Origin of the sequence: Corynebacterium sp. KPL2895 (assembly GCF_040225815.1) — a bacterium.
Classification (GTDB): domain Bacteria; phylum Actinomycetota; class Actinomycetes; order Mycobacteriales; family Mycobacteriaceae; genus Corynebacterium; species Corynebacterium rhinophilum.
In genome coordinates, this window is record NZ_JBEHFY010000007.1 from 49,082 (window position 1) to 66,282 (window position 17,201).

At 56.0% G+C, this 17,201-nt stretch carries 13 protein-coding genes and 1 CRISPR repeat array (1 of these 14 cut by a window edge); of the genes, 8 read left to right on the forward strand and 5 right to left on the reverse strand.

Annotated features, from left to right (window positions below):
- Positions 1-166: 166 nt before the first annotated feature.
- From ABRP95_RS04535 to ABRP95_RS04555, 5 genes are all read right to left on the reverse strand, one after another.
- On the reverse strand, positions 167-1,300 hold the full coding sequence (locus ABRP95_RS04535) for a DUF3322 domain-containing protein (RefSeq protein ID WP_349839010.1): 1,134 nt from the start codon (positions 1,298-1,300) through the stop codon (positions 167-169).
- Positions 1,287-4,658 (reverse strand): ATP-binding protein, encoded by a 3,372-nt coding sequence (locus ABRP95_RS04540; protein WP_349839011.1) that lies wholly within the window; start codon positions 4,656-4,658, stop codon positions 1,287-1,289. Before ABRP95_RS04540 ends, ABRP95_RS04535 begins: the two co-directional genes overlap by 14 nt.
- Complete coding sequence (locus ABRP95_RS04545) at positions 4,651-5,301, reverse strand: DUF4194 domain-containing protein (RefSeq protein ID WP_023017165.1); 651 nt, start codon at positions 5,299-5,301, stop codon at positions 4,651-4,653. Before ABRP95_RS04545 ends, ABRP95_RS04540 begins: the two co-directional genes overlap by 8 nt.
- Positions 5,301-6,770 carry a DUF3375 domain-containing protein gene (locus tag ABRP95_RS04550; RefSeq protein ID WP_284852225.1) on the reverse strand — a complete coding sequence of 490 codons (1,470 nt, stop codon included), beginning with the start codon at positions 6,768-6,770 and terminating at the stop codon, positions 5,301-5,303. Before ABRP95_RS04550 ends, ABRP95_RS04545 begins: the two co-directional genes overlap by 1 nt.
- A 125-nt stretch (positions 6,771-6,895) precedes the next feature.
- Positions 6,896-7,315: an organic hydroperoxide resistance protein gene (locus ABRP95_RS04555; RefSeq protein WP_296087372.1), complete on the reverse strand. Its 420-nt coding sequence runs from the start codon at positions 7,313-7,315 to the stop codon at positions 6,896-6,898.
- Positions 7,316-7,832: 517 nt separating this feature from the next.
- On the opposite strand from ABRP95_RS04555, the gene cas3 reads away from it, so the two are divergent.
- The 8 genes from cas3 to cas2e all read left to right on the forward strand — a co-directional run bounded on the left by cas3 (position 7,833) and on the right by cas2e (position 17,013).
- Positions 7,833-10,613, forward strand: a complete 2,781-nt coding sequence (gene cas3 / locus ABRP95_RS04560; protein ID WP_349839012.1) for a CRISPR-associated helicase Cas3' — start codon at positions 7,833-7,835, stop codon at positions 10,611-10,613.
- Between the two features lie 96 nt (positions 10,614-10,709).
- Positions 10,710-12,455: a type I-E CRISPR-associated protein Cse1/CasA gene (gene casA, locus ABRP95_RS04565; protein WP_349839013.1), complete on the forward strand. Its 1,746-nt coding sequence runs from the start codon at positions 10,710-10,712 to the stop codon at positions 12,453-12,455.
- Complete coding sequence (gene casB / locus ABRP95_RS04570; RefSeq protein WP_349839014.1) at positions 12,448-13,119, forward strand: type I-E CRISPR-associated protein Cse2/CasB; 672 nt, start codon at positions 12,448-12,450, stop codon at positions 13,117-13,119. Before casA ends, casB begins: the two co-directional genes overlap by 8 nt.
- Positions 13,120-13,154: 35 nt before the next feature.
- Positions 13,155-14,297 carry a type I-E CRISPR-associated protein Cas7/Cse4/CasC gene (cas7e, locus tag ABRP95_RS04575; protein WP_349838253.1) on the forward strand — a complete coding sequence of 381 codons (1,143 nt, stop codon included), beginning with the start codon at positions 13,155-13,157 and terminating at the stop codon, positions 14,295-14,297.
- A gap of 13 nt (positions 14,298-14,310) precedes the next feature.
- Positions 14,311-15,027 (forward strand): type I-E CRISPR-associated protein Cas5/CasD, encoded by a 717-nt coding sequence (gene cas5e, locus ABRP95_RS04580; RefSeq protein ID WP_349839015.1) that lies wholly within the window; start codon positions 14,311-14,313, stop codon positions 15,025-15,027.
- Entirely contained in the window at positions 15,024-15,722 is a 699-nt protein-coding gene (gene cas6e / locus ABRP95_RS04585) for a type I-E CRISPR-associated protein Cas6/Cse3/CasE (protein WP_349839016.1), read from the forward strand. The genes cas5e and cas6e overlap by 4 nt, the downstream gene beginning before the upstream one ends.
- 47 nt (positions 15,723-15,769) lie before the next feature.
- Positions 15,770-16,660 (forward strand): type I-E CRISPR-associated endonuclease Cas1e, encoded by an 891-nt coding sequence (gene cas1e, locus ABRP95_RS04590; RefSeq protein ID WP_284852219.1) that lies wholly within the window; start codon positions 15,770-15,772, stop codon positions 16,658-16,660.
- Positions 16,657-17,013, forward strand: coding sequence for a type I-E CRISPR-associated endoribonuclease Cas2e (gene cas2e / locus ABRP95_RS04595; protein WP_284854151.1), 357 nt, complete (start codon positions 16,657-16,659; stop codon positions 17,011-17,013). Before cas1e ends, cas2e begins: the two co-directional genes overlap by 4 nt.
- A gap of 86 nt (positions 17,014-17,099) precedes the next feature.
- A CRISPR array of direct repeats spans positions 17,100-17,201; the repeat unit is 29 nt; unit sequence GTGCTCCCCGCGTGAGCGGGGATGAGCCC (it continues 1,210 nt past the right edge of the window).

Sequence of the window (17,201 nt, forward strand, 5' to 3'; positions counted from 1 at the left end):
CTCCAGAGCTTTATTTGGGGCTTCCACGTGTGCTCATGAACTAGTGGTGGGGCCGAGGCTTTTACTGGCGGAGGAGCTCAAATAGGTTTGGCCGATTAGCGGGAAACCACGAAACGGGGGTTCGCAATGGGTTGCGTCCTCTGATGAGATTTCCCCAACCTAGAACCTAGCGTTGAAACGTAGATTGAATCACGTCAGTGGCATGCGCGAACGGAATCCGTTCTTGTTCAATGCGTAGCTTGCCCTCGGTGAAGAGGAGGCGGTAGGCGCGCTGCTCTTCGGTGGTCAAGTGGCTAAGTATGGCGGAGCCGTCGCCGGGATCGGGGACCGCGAGGTGGCGGAACGCGGTGACGGTGGTGGTATCCATAAGGAGAGACTTCGTGTGGGGAAAGTGGGCGCGCACGCCGTTGAGGATGCTGAAGCCGGCGGCGTCAAGGTCGCCCCAGTAGGTGATTTCGGCATCGTGGAGCCAGGCAAGGGCGTGAAGTTGGCGGGCGGCATTGCCGGAACCGAGGATGGCGATGGTGGGTGGGGCGGCATCGGAAAGCAGGGGCAGGGCTAGGAAGGTCTGCTTGTTTTCTACGATGAGAACGCGCGGGGGCGCGGTGGGAAAGAGCTGTGCAGCCTGGGAAAGGGGAACCTCGATATCGGACAGCGCAGGGGCGTGGTTGAGGTAGCGCAGACGCAGGCGGGCGTCGGTGCGGCGCAGTCCCAAATCCGTGATGCCGAAGGGCGAAAGCAGGGCGAGCAGCAGGCGGCGGTGGGTGCCTATCCACTTGCCATCCACACCTTCGACCGGAACGGCGCGCTCCCACTCGCCGGAGTCCGGGTGGGCGCGCAGCCAGGTCAAGCATGGTGCCAAGCAGCGCAGATCGTATGTGTCAAGGTCTTTCCACTGGGCATAGGTGCGGTACACGGCGTCGGCGAATGCAGGGGAGTCGGGGAAGATCCCGGCGATGTCGTGTGCGCGCTGTAGCGCGCGGGAGTATTCGGCGCTGAGGCCTGCGGCCGCGGCGATGCGGGGAGCACCGGTAAGGACCGCGCGGGTGGGAACGGAATTGGTGCCTAGGCCTGTGCGGGACCAATTGCGCTGTTCGTAGTGGATCTCTTCTTGGTGCGGCCAGCGCTGCCAGGCGCGGATGAACTCCTGGGTGGCGGGGACATCGCGCGCGGCGTTGGCGGCCGTGGGCGGGTGCAGCGGCCAGTCGATGCTCAGCGAATCCGGAGTCGACAAAGCCTCCGCAAAGTGCTTGCGCAGGTATTTTTCCGCATGGGTGTGCAGGTCACTAGGCATCCGCATTGGGGGACTCCGGGGATTCCTGGGAATAGGTGGTGGCATCGATAAGCGAATAGCCCGTACGCGCTTGCGGGCGGCCCTGGATAATGGGCTCGTCGTAATTGACCACGATGGTGCCATCCACGTACGGCGATAGCGTCTGGATGAGTTTGAATGGCGTTGCCAAAATCATGTGGAAACCAAAGGACGCAAACACGGACATGGCGGTGCGCGTGAAGGCCGGGTCGGCGCGGTCGAAGGCCTCATCCAAAATGATGGAACCGTAGGTGGGAACGTCCTGATCCGGCTCCGCCAGGCGGAAGCGCAACGCCGCAGCCAAGCAGAAGAACACCAGCTTTTGGGCCTGGCCGCCGGAAAGAGAGGCGGAATCCTGATACGTATTCGCGGTCGTGCCATCGGGGTAGCATTCGCGGCCGATGAAGCTGACGTGCTTGCGGGTATCGAGGACCAGGTTGCGCCACCGAATGTCCTCCGGCTCAGACGAGCCCAAGCGGCTGAGAATCTTGTCCAGGGCGTGGTAGCGCGCTACCGCAGCTTCGGGCTCATCGGCGCTAATCTCCGCCAAACTATGGGACGTTGCGGCATCGAGATCCCGCTGGAAATCTTGCACGACCTGGCCCCTGGCATCCTTCACATCAATGCGCAGGGTGCGGTCGCCATTGAAGGGCGTGCGCTCCAGGGACTTATTAATAAATTCCATGCGCTGTTCGATATCGCTACGGGCATGGCGAAGTGAGGAGGCGAGGTGCGATAGGTTTTGCACCGTCGTGCCATTGAGCAGCTCCAAGAACTGAGCGCGAAAATCCGCCAAGCGGTCCGCGCGCAGGAATTTCAGCTTCTCCATGCCCTCGCCGGCGAAGCTCGCCTGTGGCTCCAAATCCGCCGCTTCCGCCGGCCACTGCGATAGGTACTTGTGCAGGACGGAGACAATCTTGACATTCGTCTCCTCGATGCAGCGCGCGGCCCTGCGCGTGGTTTCTTGCAGGCTGGCCTGCACCTCATCGCGCCGGGCATCGATGTCATCGATGGTGAGTTTTCTCCTGCCCTTGTGCAGGGCCTCTTCGACCGCCTTGGCGATACCCTGATCCGCCACCGTGGGCACTGTTCCGATGCTTTGGCGCCGCTGGGTGGAGCGGTTCAGCTCGCCTTCCACGTTGCCGAGGTGTTTTTGTGCTTCGTTCAGTTGGGCGCGGGCGGCGGTGAGTTTTTCCTTTGCCTGTTCGTGTGCTGTGGCTAAGGCCTGCGCTTCTGGGGAGGAAGCTAAAGAATCATACTGTTCTTGCAAATCGCGTTTGCGCGCCTCAGCGGAAGCGGTATCAATATCCTGGAATTTAGTCTCCAGTACGCGCTGCGCTTTATCGCGCTGCGTGCGCAGGATATCCATCTTCCGGTTGAGCTCGTGGACCTGTTTGGCCATGGCACGAGCAGTGGCTTTCGCTTCATTCAATTGGGAACGCAGGAGCTCAATCTTGGCGGTATTGGTGGAACCTACTCGGTACCACCGCGTGCCTTTATAACGCGTGCGATCATCCTTGATAAAACGCGTCGAGCCATCTTTATCCTTGGGCCGGCTTTCCAAGCCATCGCGCGTGACGGCTGGGGTCTTGGTTACTTGTTCGAGTGCGGCCACCGAGCTGACGCATTCGTAGTTAAAACGGCTCGAAATATGGTGGCGCACCCACGGCGTCATGGGGTGATCCTGGAACTCCAATTTGTGGATGAGCTGTTGCGGGCTGCGCGCGGGCGCGGGCGCCGGTGCAAACTCCGGGATAGTGCGGTACTCGAGCCGGGTGCCCACATTGCGAGAATTGACCCACTGGTTAATGGCTTCCCGCGCGGTTTCCGGAACGAGCAGGGTGGCGGCGAATCCGTGTAACAATTTTTGGATCACCGGCTCCCACTCCGCCTGCTGCGGGGCAATATCCAGTAGCTCGCCAGCGAAGGGAAGCTCCGATTCGGCGTAGCCAGTATCTTGCGCGAGTTGGGTGCGCAGCTCTACGAGGGCCTTATCAATATTGGTGCGCCGCGAGCTAAATGAGTGCAGCTCACTTTCTAAGGACGCGGATGCTGTCGCGGCATCGCGGGCGGCCACGCCGGCTTCTTGCTGCTGCTCAGTAAGCTGGGCCGAGTCAGCCTCGAAGTCCGCGATGCGCAGGCGGGCATTTGCTTGCAGCTCGGCGAAGCCGTGCGGGCTGAGCTCAAAGTGATCGGTCCACTGGTCGGCGGCAGCGGCAAGGTGGTGGAACTCCTTGGAGCGGTGCTCAATTTCCTTCTCCGCGGTTTCAATTTTGGCTTCTAGGGCGGCCAGCTCGCCGGCACTGAGTTGGGAGACGGCTACGGCGGCGCGGCGCTCGGCATCGTCAAGGTGCGTGACCTCCGCTTCGAGCGCCTCGGCCGCAGAGTGCGCCTCTGCCTGCTGGGCGGTCAGCACGCGGATGCGATAGTCCAGTTCTTCTGCCACCAAGCGGGCGCGCACCGCCGGCAGCGCCTCATTCATCGCCTCGGCCTTGTGCTTATCAGCCTCTGCGGTGGTGCGTTGGGAGTGCAATTGGGGCAGGGGTGCCAGCGTCTCAATCTGGGCCTTGACGTCCTCTACCCGCAGGTATGCCTGGCGCAAATCTTCGAATTGCTCCACCGACTCCTCCGCCCGCTCGAAGGTAGACGGCGTATCGAGCATATAGTCCCGGAAGAGCTGGTCCAGGCTGGAGAGAGACTTGGCAGACTGCGTGCGGTGCAGCAGAACCTGCCCCTGCTCGCTCTTGATGCCCAGGCGTTTGCGGAAGCGATCCGCAAACGTGGTGTACGTCGGCGTAAATGACGCTCCCGGCCCCTTGTACATGGCCTTAATCTTGCGGGTATCCAGGCTGCGGGTGAGTAGGGGGCTGAGCTTATCGATGTCCTCATCTCCCTGCACCACCCCATAGAGCCTTTTAATCTGGCTCACCGAATTTTCACCGCCGTTGAGGCGGAAGATGGCGATGAGGGTGTGCTGCGTGCCAGACCCATTATCGTAGGTCAACGCCACCACCGAGTTTGTTGCGCCCTCACGCAAATACTCCGGGGCGATTTCACCCGTGTGCGCATTTTCTTGCTGCCGCCACGCCCCGCGAATATAGGAGACGAGGTTGCGCCCATTATGCCGACCGAGGTCCTGCTGCGATGCCGCGTTGAACTTGAGGTCCTTCTGCGGCACCAATACTGCCGACATCGCATCAAGCAGCGTGGACTTGCCCGAACCGGATCCGCCGGTGATGAGGAAGCCCTTGCGGGCTACCGGGATGGAAAAATAGCCGTGAAAAGTACCCCAGTTAATGAGCTGGATACGGCTGATGCGGAATTGGCCTGGATACAGGTTAGTCATCGGAAGCCTCCTCCTGGTCGCTCTCGGCTTCTGCGAGGCGGGCGTATTCATCCCGGATGGCGGTGACCGTGGCGGCATCGAAAAGCTGGCGCAAGACGGGTGAAACCTCGTAGCGCCCCTCTGTCTCGGTGGCGCTGAGCAGAGAGTATTCATTGCGGATGCGTTTAATCGCCGCATTGAAGCGGTTATTGAACCCGGCTTCATCGCGGTTATCAACCGCGCGGACGTAACCAATTCCCTCCCGGAGGTCTTCTACATCCACAATCACGCGTTCACCGGGCAGCGCTAAACCAAGTTCCTGGCGCAGGTTCAGCAGGATGGCGGTATCGATGTGCTTGAGCTTATCCGTGCGCAGCACCTGCGGAATGGGCAGCGTTTCCTCTTCTACCATCCGGGTAAACGCAAACCCTTCTGCTTCATCGACGACCAGCTCGAGGAATACCTCATGCAGGCGGGCGCGCAGGTTGTCTTCGTCCGAGATGATGGCGGACCATAAGACAGGTTCCTTGTGCGCACGCACGAGCGGCCCCTTCAACAGCTGCACCAACGCGCGGCGCGAGTTATAGGTCAGCGATCCTTTATCGCTTTCCCACAGCGGGGGCTCATGCGCCGAATCGACGCGGTGATTATCAGTAGCGCTCACTACAACTCCTCAACGGTGGTGCTATCGAAATACATAGTAGGGATATACGCCGCGCGAATGGTCCCATCTTCTTCGGTCCAGGTGACCTTCTCGTGCGCATCATGCAGCGCCGGTAGTGGGTGCTGGTCCGCAATGTGTACCAATCCCACGACGCTGGCCAGGCCCTGCGTGGGCGGGTACGCCTGCAATACTTGGCCAATCGTGCACGGACCCGCCTTGCCGACGGCCCCGCGAATCGCCCCATGCAATTCCTCAAAATCAATTTCTGATTCGCGCACCAGCTCATACAACGCCTCCGCATTCTCCTGTCCCGGCTGGAAGGCTTCCGGTGCTTCCTCCACGACCTCCCGACCCGGGTTGGCCAAGTGGATGCGCGATACGGAATGAATGGACATGCCGATGCGCTGCAGGGGTGTTTCCATGCGGTGAAAGGCTTTCAGCTCCGATGCCTGCGCTGCATCAATGGCCATGCCTCGCGCCTCACGCAGTAGCTCAATCATGCGCCGGTCTTCTGCAAATTGTTCCGAAGAGACATAGTTGCGCAAGCTGCGTGCCAGGCCAGTCATCGTTTGATTGACCTCGAAGCTCGTTTCTTCCATATCGCGGAAGAGATTCCGCAGATGACGACGGTTTTCTGGCGCTAGCTCTTGGCCGACCTCGCTTTCTAAAACTTGGCTAATCCACTGGTCCAGCCACGCGCTGCGTTCTCTATCCATGAGGTAGGAATAGAATCCGCGGAAGCTGCGCCCCGCGTCCGATTCCGCGATGTGGTCTACACCGCTGAAGATTTCCTCGAGCACTTCGCCGCGGTAACCTTCTGGATCCAAAAGCTGGCGACGCAACCGGTGATTGAGGGCTTCAAGCTCATGGCGCACCCTGGCGAAATCGCTTGGCACCGCCATGGCCATGTTCAGCACGTCTTGGACGCGCTCCTGCGTCTCTGCCGCAGTCAGCCTTTCAAACTGCCCTAAATGTGCCTTTTCAATTTCGCGGTCAATGCGGTCTCGCTCCGCCTCTAAGCTGGCGACGCGGCTCGAAATATCCTCATTTGTATCTCGCGCCAAGCGCTGCAGAGCCGAGCCGATAGATTCCACGCGCGATGCCGTGACCGTAGTAACCGGCGTTTCCCAACGCTCAACGGCCTCGAGCGCGGACAGCGCTTCCTCGCTTGGCTCCAAGGTTTCCCCGCGTGAGCTCCTGCCAGATTTGCGGACTAGCCAACCAGCTTTTACCCAATCATTGCAATAGCTTTGCGGTGTGCGCGGCATTGAGAATTCACTGGCGAGCACCTCGAAATCGGTGACCATCAGCTCATATACTTCTGCCGCCGGCCGCGCCCGAGTGCCGCGGGGAAAATACTCAGCAATAAGTGCCAGAATCACCGGGGCATTATCGGCCGCCAGCAGCCGCACTGCCGCGGAATCATGTAATAACCGCCGCAGTGAAAGGGCGCGAGCTTCAACAGACATGATTCGATTTTGCCAGCTACGCCGGACACATGCAGCGTAGTTTGACTCACTTATTCGAATCAGTGGATCCACCCGCGCATGGTGGCCCTTGCGGGCCGAGGACTAAGAGACTGTACTAGTCTTGCTTAGTCCTGCGCGACGGTGACGTTGACGTCAATATTGCCGCGGGTGGCGTTGGAGTAGGGGCAGACCTGGTGGGCGGCATCGGCAAGCTCTTGTGCCTTGTCGTGTTCCTGGGCGGGGATGATGACCTCGAGCTCAACGGCGAGCTTGAAGCCTTCGCCCTCCTTGCCAATGGACACGCGGGCGCCCACGGAGGAATCGCCCAACTCAGTCTTCTCGCTGCGAGCTACCGCCTGCAGGGCAGAGTGGAAGCACGCGGCATAACCAGCGGCGAAGAGCTGCTCTGGGTTGGCGCCATTGCCATCGCCGCCCATTTCCTTTGGGGTGGCCATCTTGAAGTCAAGGTCAGAATTGTGCACCACGGCGCGGCCATCGCGGCCTGCACCGGTAGCGAGTGCTTCGGTGGTGTAGAGGGTATCCATGATTACTCCTTTTCTAAAGTGCTTTTCGTACTAGCGGTAAGTACAGCCGCCGATTGTACTCAGAATTGCTTACGGTGTTTTTCGAGGTCAGCGACCTAAGAAGTGAAAGGACGCGCTAAGAAAAGGTGGTACGGCTCAAGTGTGCGCCGCAGGCCTACTCAACCCGCGCCGGGGGAGTGGGCGCTCCTTCGGACGGAAGTACCTTGGGGTAGCGCTTGGATCGGCTGGTGTGCTCAACCCACCGCAAGGATGGAGATAGAAAATAATCCCCGCTGACGCGGGGAACTAGTCAATTGACTATTCAAATGAGCACTGACGTGGGCTCATCCCAGCGTTAGCTGGGAGTTTGGCGTTTCGCCTCCTGTAATCTTACCGCAAAAATTGATGCAGATTTTAGGTTCATTTCAAAAATTGCAACACGTCAGTGCTAGACGATATATATTTGTGAATCATTAGTTAATAACTCAAGTTCACCATAGAAGTTGGATTTGGTGAAGGCTGTACTGGAGATAGAACCATGAAATTGCCAGCGAAGACAGTGGATTTTTGCACTCGTGCAGATGGTTGGGCTGGTCAACGTAGCCAGCAGGCGCGGAGCTTGTGGGCGAAATCAGGTGATGGCGTTGATTACCTCAACCTGCCGCAACATATGGTTGATTCCGCGTGTGCTGCATCCCTGGTGTATAACACTTGGCTTTCTCGTTCGGTAAAAGAGTTCCTGAAAGCCGAGTTGCGTGTCTCAGAGACGGATATAGAAGTTCTCTACGTCTTTCTTGCTGGGTCCCATGATGTTGGAAAGGGGGTTAAAACTTTCCAGCGGCTTCTTCTTGGCCGCAGTGAGGTTGCGCATTTGGCCCACGCCGTTAGCGACGCGGGACTGGATATCGAATTGAGCGCCTCAGAGGCGAATATGTCCAAGCTTCCGCATGGCATTGCCTCTGGTGAAATTTTAGCGATCTGGCTTGAAGAACAGGGACTTACCCTGCCAAAGGCTAACTCTGTGGCCGCGGTTGTCAATGCTCATCATGGTGCTGCAAGCGGGCCGAATAAAGCGGTCCGAGAATTGATTCAAGATTATCCTTCGGGGTGGCGAATGGTTCATGGCGAACTTCTTGATGCCATGGCGAAACTCTGTGGGGAAAATGAGCTTGCGCAGGTCTTTGCCAAGCTGCCGAAAGTCTCGCCCGCAGCCGCGCAAATGCTTACCGGCTTAGTGGTTATGGCGGACTGGATTGCTTCCAATGAAAAGGCTTTCAGCTTGCGCGTGGAGGGAACTCAACTAGACCGAGTGACAAGGGCTGCAGAGCTGATTGACTTGACCTCACCCTGGGAACCGGAAACTCGATTGCATCAGGACATCGACGAGCAATTCCGGCAATCGTTTGGGTGGCCTGCAGAGTTTAAAGCACGGCAAGTACAACAGGAAATGGTGGAGGCTGCCAGAGCGATCAATGAGCCAGCGCTCATAGTCCTGGAAGCCGAAACAGGCGTAGGTAAGACTGAAGCTGCCTTAGCGGCGGCGGAAGTGCTTGCGGCGCGTAGTGGGGCACAAGGAATCTTTTTTGCCGCTCCGACCATGGCCACCGCGAATGGCCTATTGCAAAGGACCATCGAATGGAGTCGAAATGTAACGACAGATTCGGTTCGATCGATGTACCTCGCCCATTCCAAAAATGCATTGGCCAAGCCTTATACGGATTTAAAATTTACGGGAATCAACCGTTATGAAGAAGAAGGCGGCAACGTTGTTGCATCGCAGTGGATGTCCGGTCGGCGGCTCGGCATTCTTTCCAATTTCGTGGTGGGTACCGTTGACCAAGTGCTCATGATGGCACTACAGCAACGATTTTCCATGCTGAGACATGTCGGCCTGGCAGGCAAAGTAGTCATTTTTGATGAGGTGCATTCTTTTGATGTGTATTCCTCGGATTACCTGCGAAGTGCCATCGAATGGCTAGGATTTTATGGTGCCAGCGTCATCGTTATGTCAGCCACGTTGCCGGCGGACAAGCGGCGCGCATTGGTAAGCGCATACTCTGACGGTCAATGGCCGGAGAAGGAGCCGACTGGATACCCGTTAATTACTGTGGCGACAGAAGACAAAATTCGTTCTCTAGACGTCCCTGCTTCTCCAACAAATCTTGAAGCCACCATTGATTTCCTTGCAGAAAGCGAAGATTCACTGCAAGAACTTATCGAGGAATGGCTCGTAGATGGCGGGTGCGTTCTTATTATTTGCAATACTATCGCACGAGCCCAGGCAGCGTATTCGGAACTTGCCGAAAGCTACGGCGATTGCGTAGAGCTTCATCATGCGGGATTTGTGGCTTGGGAGCGCGTGGAAAAAGAGGATTCATTACGGCGCCAACTTGGCCCGGATGCCCACAGGGGAGCAGGCCGGCCGAAGCAAAAGATTGTGGTGGCCACTCAGGTAGCGGAGCAGAGCTTGGATATTGATGCCGATGCTCTGATTACTGATATTGCACCCATGGATTTGCTCATTCAGCGCATCGGGAGGCTGCACCGTCACGCACGTCCTTCCAGCGATCGACCCGAAAAATTGCGGGAGCCAAAGGTTGTTATTCGCGGGATAGACGCTTCCTCACCAGTCCCGGAATTTGAATCAGGTGCCGAGGCCATATACGGCCGAGCAATATTGCTATCAACGTATGCAGCCTTGCCAAGTAGGATTCGCCGGCCGGATGACATCGCTCCGCTTGTAGCAGTTGCATATGATCGCAACTTTAAGCCTCCAGAGGCCTGGGAAGAATCTTGGGAAGACGCCACCGCGAAGCGTGACTTTGACGAATCGACAGCGCATTCAGCGTCCTCAACGTTTCGATTGCCGGATCCGTGGAGCACCAATGGCCTCGACGCACTATTTGCACGACTACAGGATGATTCGGCAGAGGATGCCGAGATCAAAGGTGCGGCCCAAGTTCGTGACGCAGAGCCCAGCGTTGAGGTGATCCCCATCATCGAGACTGATTACGGCTATCGACCGTGGGGCTGGGATGAAGAAGTCATCGAGGCTGCCGATATTCCGTATGGTCTGGCTTTCCATTTAGCGTCTAGTACAGTACGGCTACCTGTGCGAATGACCTGCTATGACTTGGACTTTAATGCGGTAGTCGATGACCTCGAGAGAGCAACCCCGGCCGAGTGGGGCTCACACTACTTACTGCGGGGACAACTGGCGCTGCCGCTAAATGATGGGGCAGAGGCGCAGGTAGGGCGCTTTGTTTTGCGATATACGAGCCAACTGGGCATCGAAATTATGAGTGATGGGCGTGAGTGATATGTCCAAGGTGCTAGATAGGCTGCGAGCACCACCTTTTACTAGGGGTAGCCATATCAACCAACAATTCGTTAGAAAGAAAGGAGGCGAAAGATAATGACTGATACAGAAACCTTTAATCTGCTCGATGAGCCATGGATTTTGTGCATGGACAGTGCGGACAATCGCAAGGCGTTGAGCATCCGGGACATATTTTCCGGACAGGATGATGCCCGCAAAATTGTGGGAGACTCACCAACCCAAGATTATGCGGTCATAAGACTGCTATTAGCCATATTTTGGCGCGCTCATGCGCAAGAGTTGGCGGAACTAGCAGGCGGAAGGCGGAAACGTGCCAGCTTTGATTGGGGCGAATGGTTCGCAGAAAAGCGCGATGAATTATGCCATACCAAGCGGGACCAAGTTGTTCTAGATTATCTTGATGCCTTTACCGATCGATTCGATTTGCTCTCTGAGACCGTTCCCTTCATGCAGGTAGCGGATCTTCACTCGAACAAAGGGGAAACACGACCCATAGTTCACATCGTTCCGGAAGCGGCTGATGATCACTTCACCATGCGTACAGCTAAAGGCCGGCAAGCGATTTCCTTGGCTGAGGCAGCCCGTTGGCTTGTTCACTTGCAAGCTTATGATTACGCCGGTATTAAAACCGGTGTAGTAGGGGACCCCCGAGTAAAAGACGGAAAAGGTTTTCCTATTGGCACAGGTTGGACTGGCCGAACGGGTGGAACTTTGGTGCTTGGAACTGAGGGACTCCTAGAAACGCTTTTGCTGAACACTCCCATGACAGCTGTTATGACGGAGCAGGGAACAAACCCAATTGAACTGGATAAACCGGTATGGGAAAGAGAGCCTGATACCGCTGCGCAACGCCGTGGCTCGGATGACAAGCTTGGTGCTGTGCCTCAAGGTGCGGCCGATTTGGCAACGTGGCAGGCACGGCGAGTGCGCCTCGTGACTGAAGAAGGCCAAGTGACTCGCGTCCTCGTATCAAACGGTGATCGCATTCCGGATAACGGAAAGAATGTCATGGATGATCCCATGACGCCGTATCAGTATAATCCCAAGCAGTCGAAGGTCGGCCAAGATGCTTACTACGCGCGTCCCTACGACCCTACTCAGACCATGTGGCGCGCACTCGATGCGTTGGTGGCCGTCGAAGACGATCCAGGGGTCGACCAGAAAAAGGCAAAAGCTCTGAAACGGCCATCCAATCTCAGCAATCTCGCTGCGCTTGACGTTGATGGGTACCTCAACCAAAGCACCTTTGATATTGCTTTGGTGTCGATGGAATACGGACCGAAGAAATCTTCAGTAGCCACCACTTTTAGCACCACGATTGGGCTTCCCTTAGTGGTTTTGCGCGAAGATGATCTTGGCAGGCAAGCGCGGAACGCTGTCCGCACTGCCGCCCAAAAGACCTATGAAACAGCTGCGAGCTTGGGCTGGTTTGAAGGCCAACTGCGGGTAGCAGCGGGCGATGAGTATGAATTTGGGGTTAAGTCTGAGGACAGGTTTTATGCCCAGTTGGAGCCGGATTTTATTGCGTGGATGCAGACTACCTCTGTTGAAAATGCAGACAGCGCTCAAATCAACTGGCAAGAACGTGTTCGAACCGTAGCTGTCTCCCACGCAATGGAACTTCTGCGCGGCGCCGGGATGAAGGCGATCATCGGCAGGGAAGTAGACGCCGGAGAAGACGGAAAGGGTCGAATCGTCTCAGCTGGGTCCCTTTTCCAGCAGCTACAGTGGCGTTTTGATAAAAATCTGCCGTTAACAGGCAAGTCCACACGAAATCAGAATCCTAGCTCACTTATGAAGGAAGGCGTTGCCCATGCATGACACCAGTCATCCACAGGCAGACACTACTGCGGAGTACGCAGGTCCGCGATTGCGAACCTCCGTGGCGCGTACCGCAGAGGCACTGCAGAATGATTATTTGCATTCGCCACAGCACACTAAACAAGCGCGGGCGCGTGCAGCCCTAGCCCATTTGCGAAAATATTCTGCGGTCCGTCTTGAACAACATCCCGTGGCGTTTGAAGAGGTTCTTCTTTTATTGGAGCCTGCATTGAGCGAACAAGAGCTGGGTAAGGGCGCCACACCATCCGCCTCAGAGCTCGCGGCCTTTCAGGCTATGACGATGCTAGGCATTCATCTACAAAGCGCCAGCACTGAAGCCCATATTAAAGGCCAAAGCTTCGCACGTGCCTGCGGCCGTTTCTATGCGCGCAGTCAGTCACAATCCACTAAACCGCGGTTTGATGCGATGCTCGTATCCCCAGATGAGGCTTCCCGTCTAATACATATTCGTTCTTTGGTAACGCTATTGCGCGGGGAAAATTTGGGGTTTGACTACGGCGTATTTGCACAGGACCTGCGGGTTCTGGGTAGCAAAAGTACTACTCAAAAAGTGCATACACAGCGACAAGGCGTGCTACTGAAATGGGCACGCGACTTTGCTTTCGGTTCTTATGCGTCTGACCAGACCGAACCGGCTTCTTAAAATCAATTTTCATATTTTAGAAAGGAATTTTCGCAATGGCTTTGACCATCGATATTCACGCACTACAGACCCTTCCTCCTTCCCTGATCAACCGTGATGACACCGGTGCTCCTAAGTCTGCCGTTTACGGTGGTGTACCACGTCAGCGAGTCTCTTCGCAGGCATGGAAGCGTGCAATCCGCAAGTACTTTGAATCTGAAATCGATGCTGAATCTTTGGGAGATCGCTCGAAGCGGCTTCCAGAGAAGATCGCGCGTAAGGTTCAAGGACACGAAGGATGGGATGCAGAGCGAGCTCAAAAGGCAGTTGCTAAGCTCTTCGAATCTGCGGGAATTAAGACGGAAGTGGATGCAAAGCGCATCAAGGCGCTGAAAGATTCTGAGGAAACCACCGAAGAAGAACTAGCAGCAGCGCAGTATCCGCAGACCAAATACTTGTTGTTCTTGAGCCCACACCAGATTGAACGTGCCGCAGAGGCGATTATTGCGGCCGATGGTGAAAAGATTAAGAAGAAGGACGCTCTGGAGATCCTTGATACCCAGCACTCGGTAGATATGGCGTTGTTTGGGCGCATGGTTGCCGATGATGCTGCGTATAACGTCGATGCCGCAGTACAGGTTGCGCATGCACTGGGAATCCATGCCAGTGCGCCTGAATTCGACTATTTCACCGCGGTCGATGACTTGGCCGAGGAAGGCGAAGAAACTGGTGCGGGCATGATTGGCACTGTACAAATGATGTCTTCTACCTTGTACCGCTATGCCACGGTGAACCTAGATGGACTGACGCGAAATCTCGACTCGGCAGAAAACGCAAAGCAAGCCGCAGTGAACTTCGTTGATGCATTCATCAAGTCCATGCCCACGGGCAAAATCAATACCTTCGCCAATCAAACAATGCCTGAGCTCATCTATATTGCGGTTCGCGATACCCGCCCGGTTAGCTTGGTTACTGCCTTCGAAGAACCAGTAGAGCCAACCACCGGTCAGAGCTTGCGCGTCGCCGGTGCCGAAGCATTGGCGAAAGAAGAAGCCGAGTTTGAAGAAAACTACGGGCTGCAGCCTAGGGCAGCCTTTGTGGTTGGGTTGAGCGAGGCCCGTCAGGCTTTCGCACAAATCGCTGACGAAGTGACGCTGCCAGAGCTTTCGCAGCGTTTGTCTTCCGCGCTTTCGGAGTAGGAGGCTTAAAACGATGACAGCATCATTGTTGTTGCTGCTTAAAGGGCCGATGCAGTCTTGGGGAACGGAATCTCGCTACGCTACCCGTGCAACTTCGTCCTTGCCCTCAAAGTCAGGAGTTCTTGGCATGCTAGCCGCAGCTGAAGGACGCAGGCGTGATGAAGATATGGCTGACTTGGCTGGACTCAAGTTCGCGGTGCGCGTCGATCAATCCGGTAGCCTTTTGCGGGATTATCAAACCGCGCAAAACTGGCAAAAGGATCCGCAGGCATCCGCAAAGCTCATCACCCGCTATTTCCTATCAGATGCCGCATTCGTTGCGGCAATCGAAAGTGAGGATCGCGAGCAACTCGAGAGTTTTGCGGAGAATCTAAACCGACCGGTATTTCCGCTCTATTTGGGCCGACGTTCGTGCCCGGCTCCGCCCAATGTGGTGCTTGGTGTGGTTGAAAAGCCTGCGGTTACGGCATTACAAGAGCACGACACGTGGCACGCCACCAAGGAGTATATGAAATCAAGTGGTGGGGAAGTATCGCTGCCGATTTACCGGGACTCCCTCCCAGGAGAATCCGGCGTGGCTTGCCAGGATGTACCGAACTCTTTTGATCCGCAGCACCGCAAGTATTCATGGCGCACCGTGGTGCAAAAGGAGTTTGCGAATGTGGACAACCCCTTAGATAGCGCCGAGCGGCGCCCGGATCCGTTTTTGGAGGCGGTGATGAATGTATGAGTACGTTAACCAAAATTCTTATCAATCCTCAGCGGCGTCAAGGGCGAAAGTTGCTTGCTAATCCACAAGCAATGCACGCTGCAGTTGCCGCGTCATTTCCACCAGACATGGATCAAGAATCCGGGCGTATTTTATGGCGCCTTGATGAAGGTGCGCATCACCATTCCCTCTACGTGGTGGGGCCTGAAAAACCGACTGACCATGTGATTGTGGAACAAGCAGGGTGGGATACAAGGCCGGGACAATCGGTTGAGTATGACCGGCTGCTTAATTCCCTTACTAAGGGGCAAAGATGGATCTTTGAGCTGGTAGCCAACCCAACGTATTCGCAGGCTAATGAAGGCAAGCGAGGCAAAGTGAAGGCTCATGTGTCCGTGGAACACCAGCTGGAGTGGTTGTATCGTCGAGCAGAAAATGCCGGATTTGAACTAGCCCCCCGAGCAGGGGATGATGTCAGCGATGATGAGCGTTCTCGGTGGTCCGTTGAAGAAGAAACCGCGATTATTGAGCGAAAAACGTTGGATTTCCGGAAAGGAAATGGCAATAGGCGTGTGCGTATCGCCACAGCCCGATACCGCGGAACCTTGGAGGTCAAAGATTCTGAGGCTCTTCGGCACACCCTTACTCATGGGATAGGAAGAGCTCGTGGTTATGGTTGTGGCTTAATGACTCTAGCTCGGCCGATGGGGTCCTGATGTCAAATCCGAGCGAAGTCCCTGTCACCCGCCAAGCTTTGTCCCGGATGGGAGACCGAATCAGTTTCTTGTACGCCGAGCGCTGCGTGATCAATCGAGATGGTAATTCTCTAACGATCACGGACCAGCGCGGCGTCGCACATGTGCCAGCCACACAGCTGGCGGCACTGCTGCTTGGTCCAGGAACGAGGATTACTTACGCGGGCATGGCTTTGCTTGGCGATGCCGGGGTTACCACCCTCTGGGTAGGTGAGCGCGGCGTTCGGTACTATGCGCACGGTCGGCCACCAGCGAAATCGTCCCGCATGGCTGAAATTCATGCGCAGGTAGTGTCTCACCAGCGGAAGCGTTTGGACGTGGCTCGCAGAATGTATGCCATGCGGTTTCCAGGAGAAGACGTTTCTCAGTTGACGATGTCCCAGCTGCGTGGCCGCGAAGGCGCACGCATGAAGCGGATTTATGCGGCTGAAGCCGAGCGTACTGGAGTCTATTGGAATCGGCGGTCTTATGATCCCAATGATTTCGATTCTTCTGACCCAATTAACCAGGCTCTGACTGCAGGCAGCGCCGCGCTATATGGAGTTGCTCATGCTGTCGTTGCAGCGCTTGGTTTCATCCCTGCCTTAGGGATAGTGCATACAGGCACCGATAGGTCATTCGTCTACGACATTGCTGACCTCTACAAAGCAGAGATTTCTATTCCAGCGGCATTTGATGCTGTCGCAGCACAACAGGGTAATCCCTCTGTGGAAGTGCGTCGTTTCGTGCGGGATAAAGTTGTCTCACGCCGCCTCATGCCGCGGATGGTTCAAGACCTTAAAGCACTTTTTGATGTACCAGATGACGAGCTTGTCAGTGATGCCGAGTTAATGCTGTGGAGTGAACTTGAAGTCATCGCTTCTGGTCTTAACTGGGCAGAAGAGGAAACGTTGTCATGATGGTGCTGGTTATTACTGCTTGTCCCGCTGGACTACGCGGCGATCTGTCCAAGTGGCTCATTGAACTGACTCCCGGTGTATTCGTGGGACGTCCCTCTGCTCGTATTCGTGATCTGCTCTGGGAACGTACAACCGAGCTTTGTAAAGATGGCCGCGCACTTTTGGTGTATTCAGCCGCGAATGAGCAGGGAATGGAGTTCAAGGCTCACCGACATCATTGGGAACCTACGGATTTTGACGGGATTACCTTGATGACGCGACCGGCTAAGTCTAAGCAACCACAGCGAAGGACTGGATGGTCTCAAGCCCGACGTAACCGTATTTCTTATAAGAAACAGAAGGGAGGATATTAGGCCGCGTGGAGCTTCGAGAGTAGCTTTCCCCAAAATACAAGTCGTATGTAAAATGCGGTTAGGGCTCGAATTTCTGCTGTTCAGCAGTGCTCCCCGCGTGAGCGGGGATGAGCCGCCTTATGCTTCTTCCCCTGCGGGTTATGCCACGTGCTCCCCGCGTGAGCGGGGATGAGCCCCAATGACCCCGA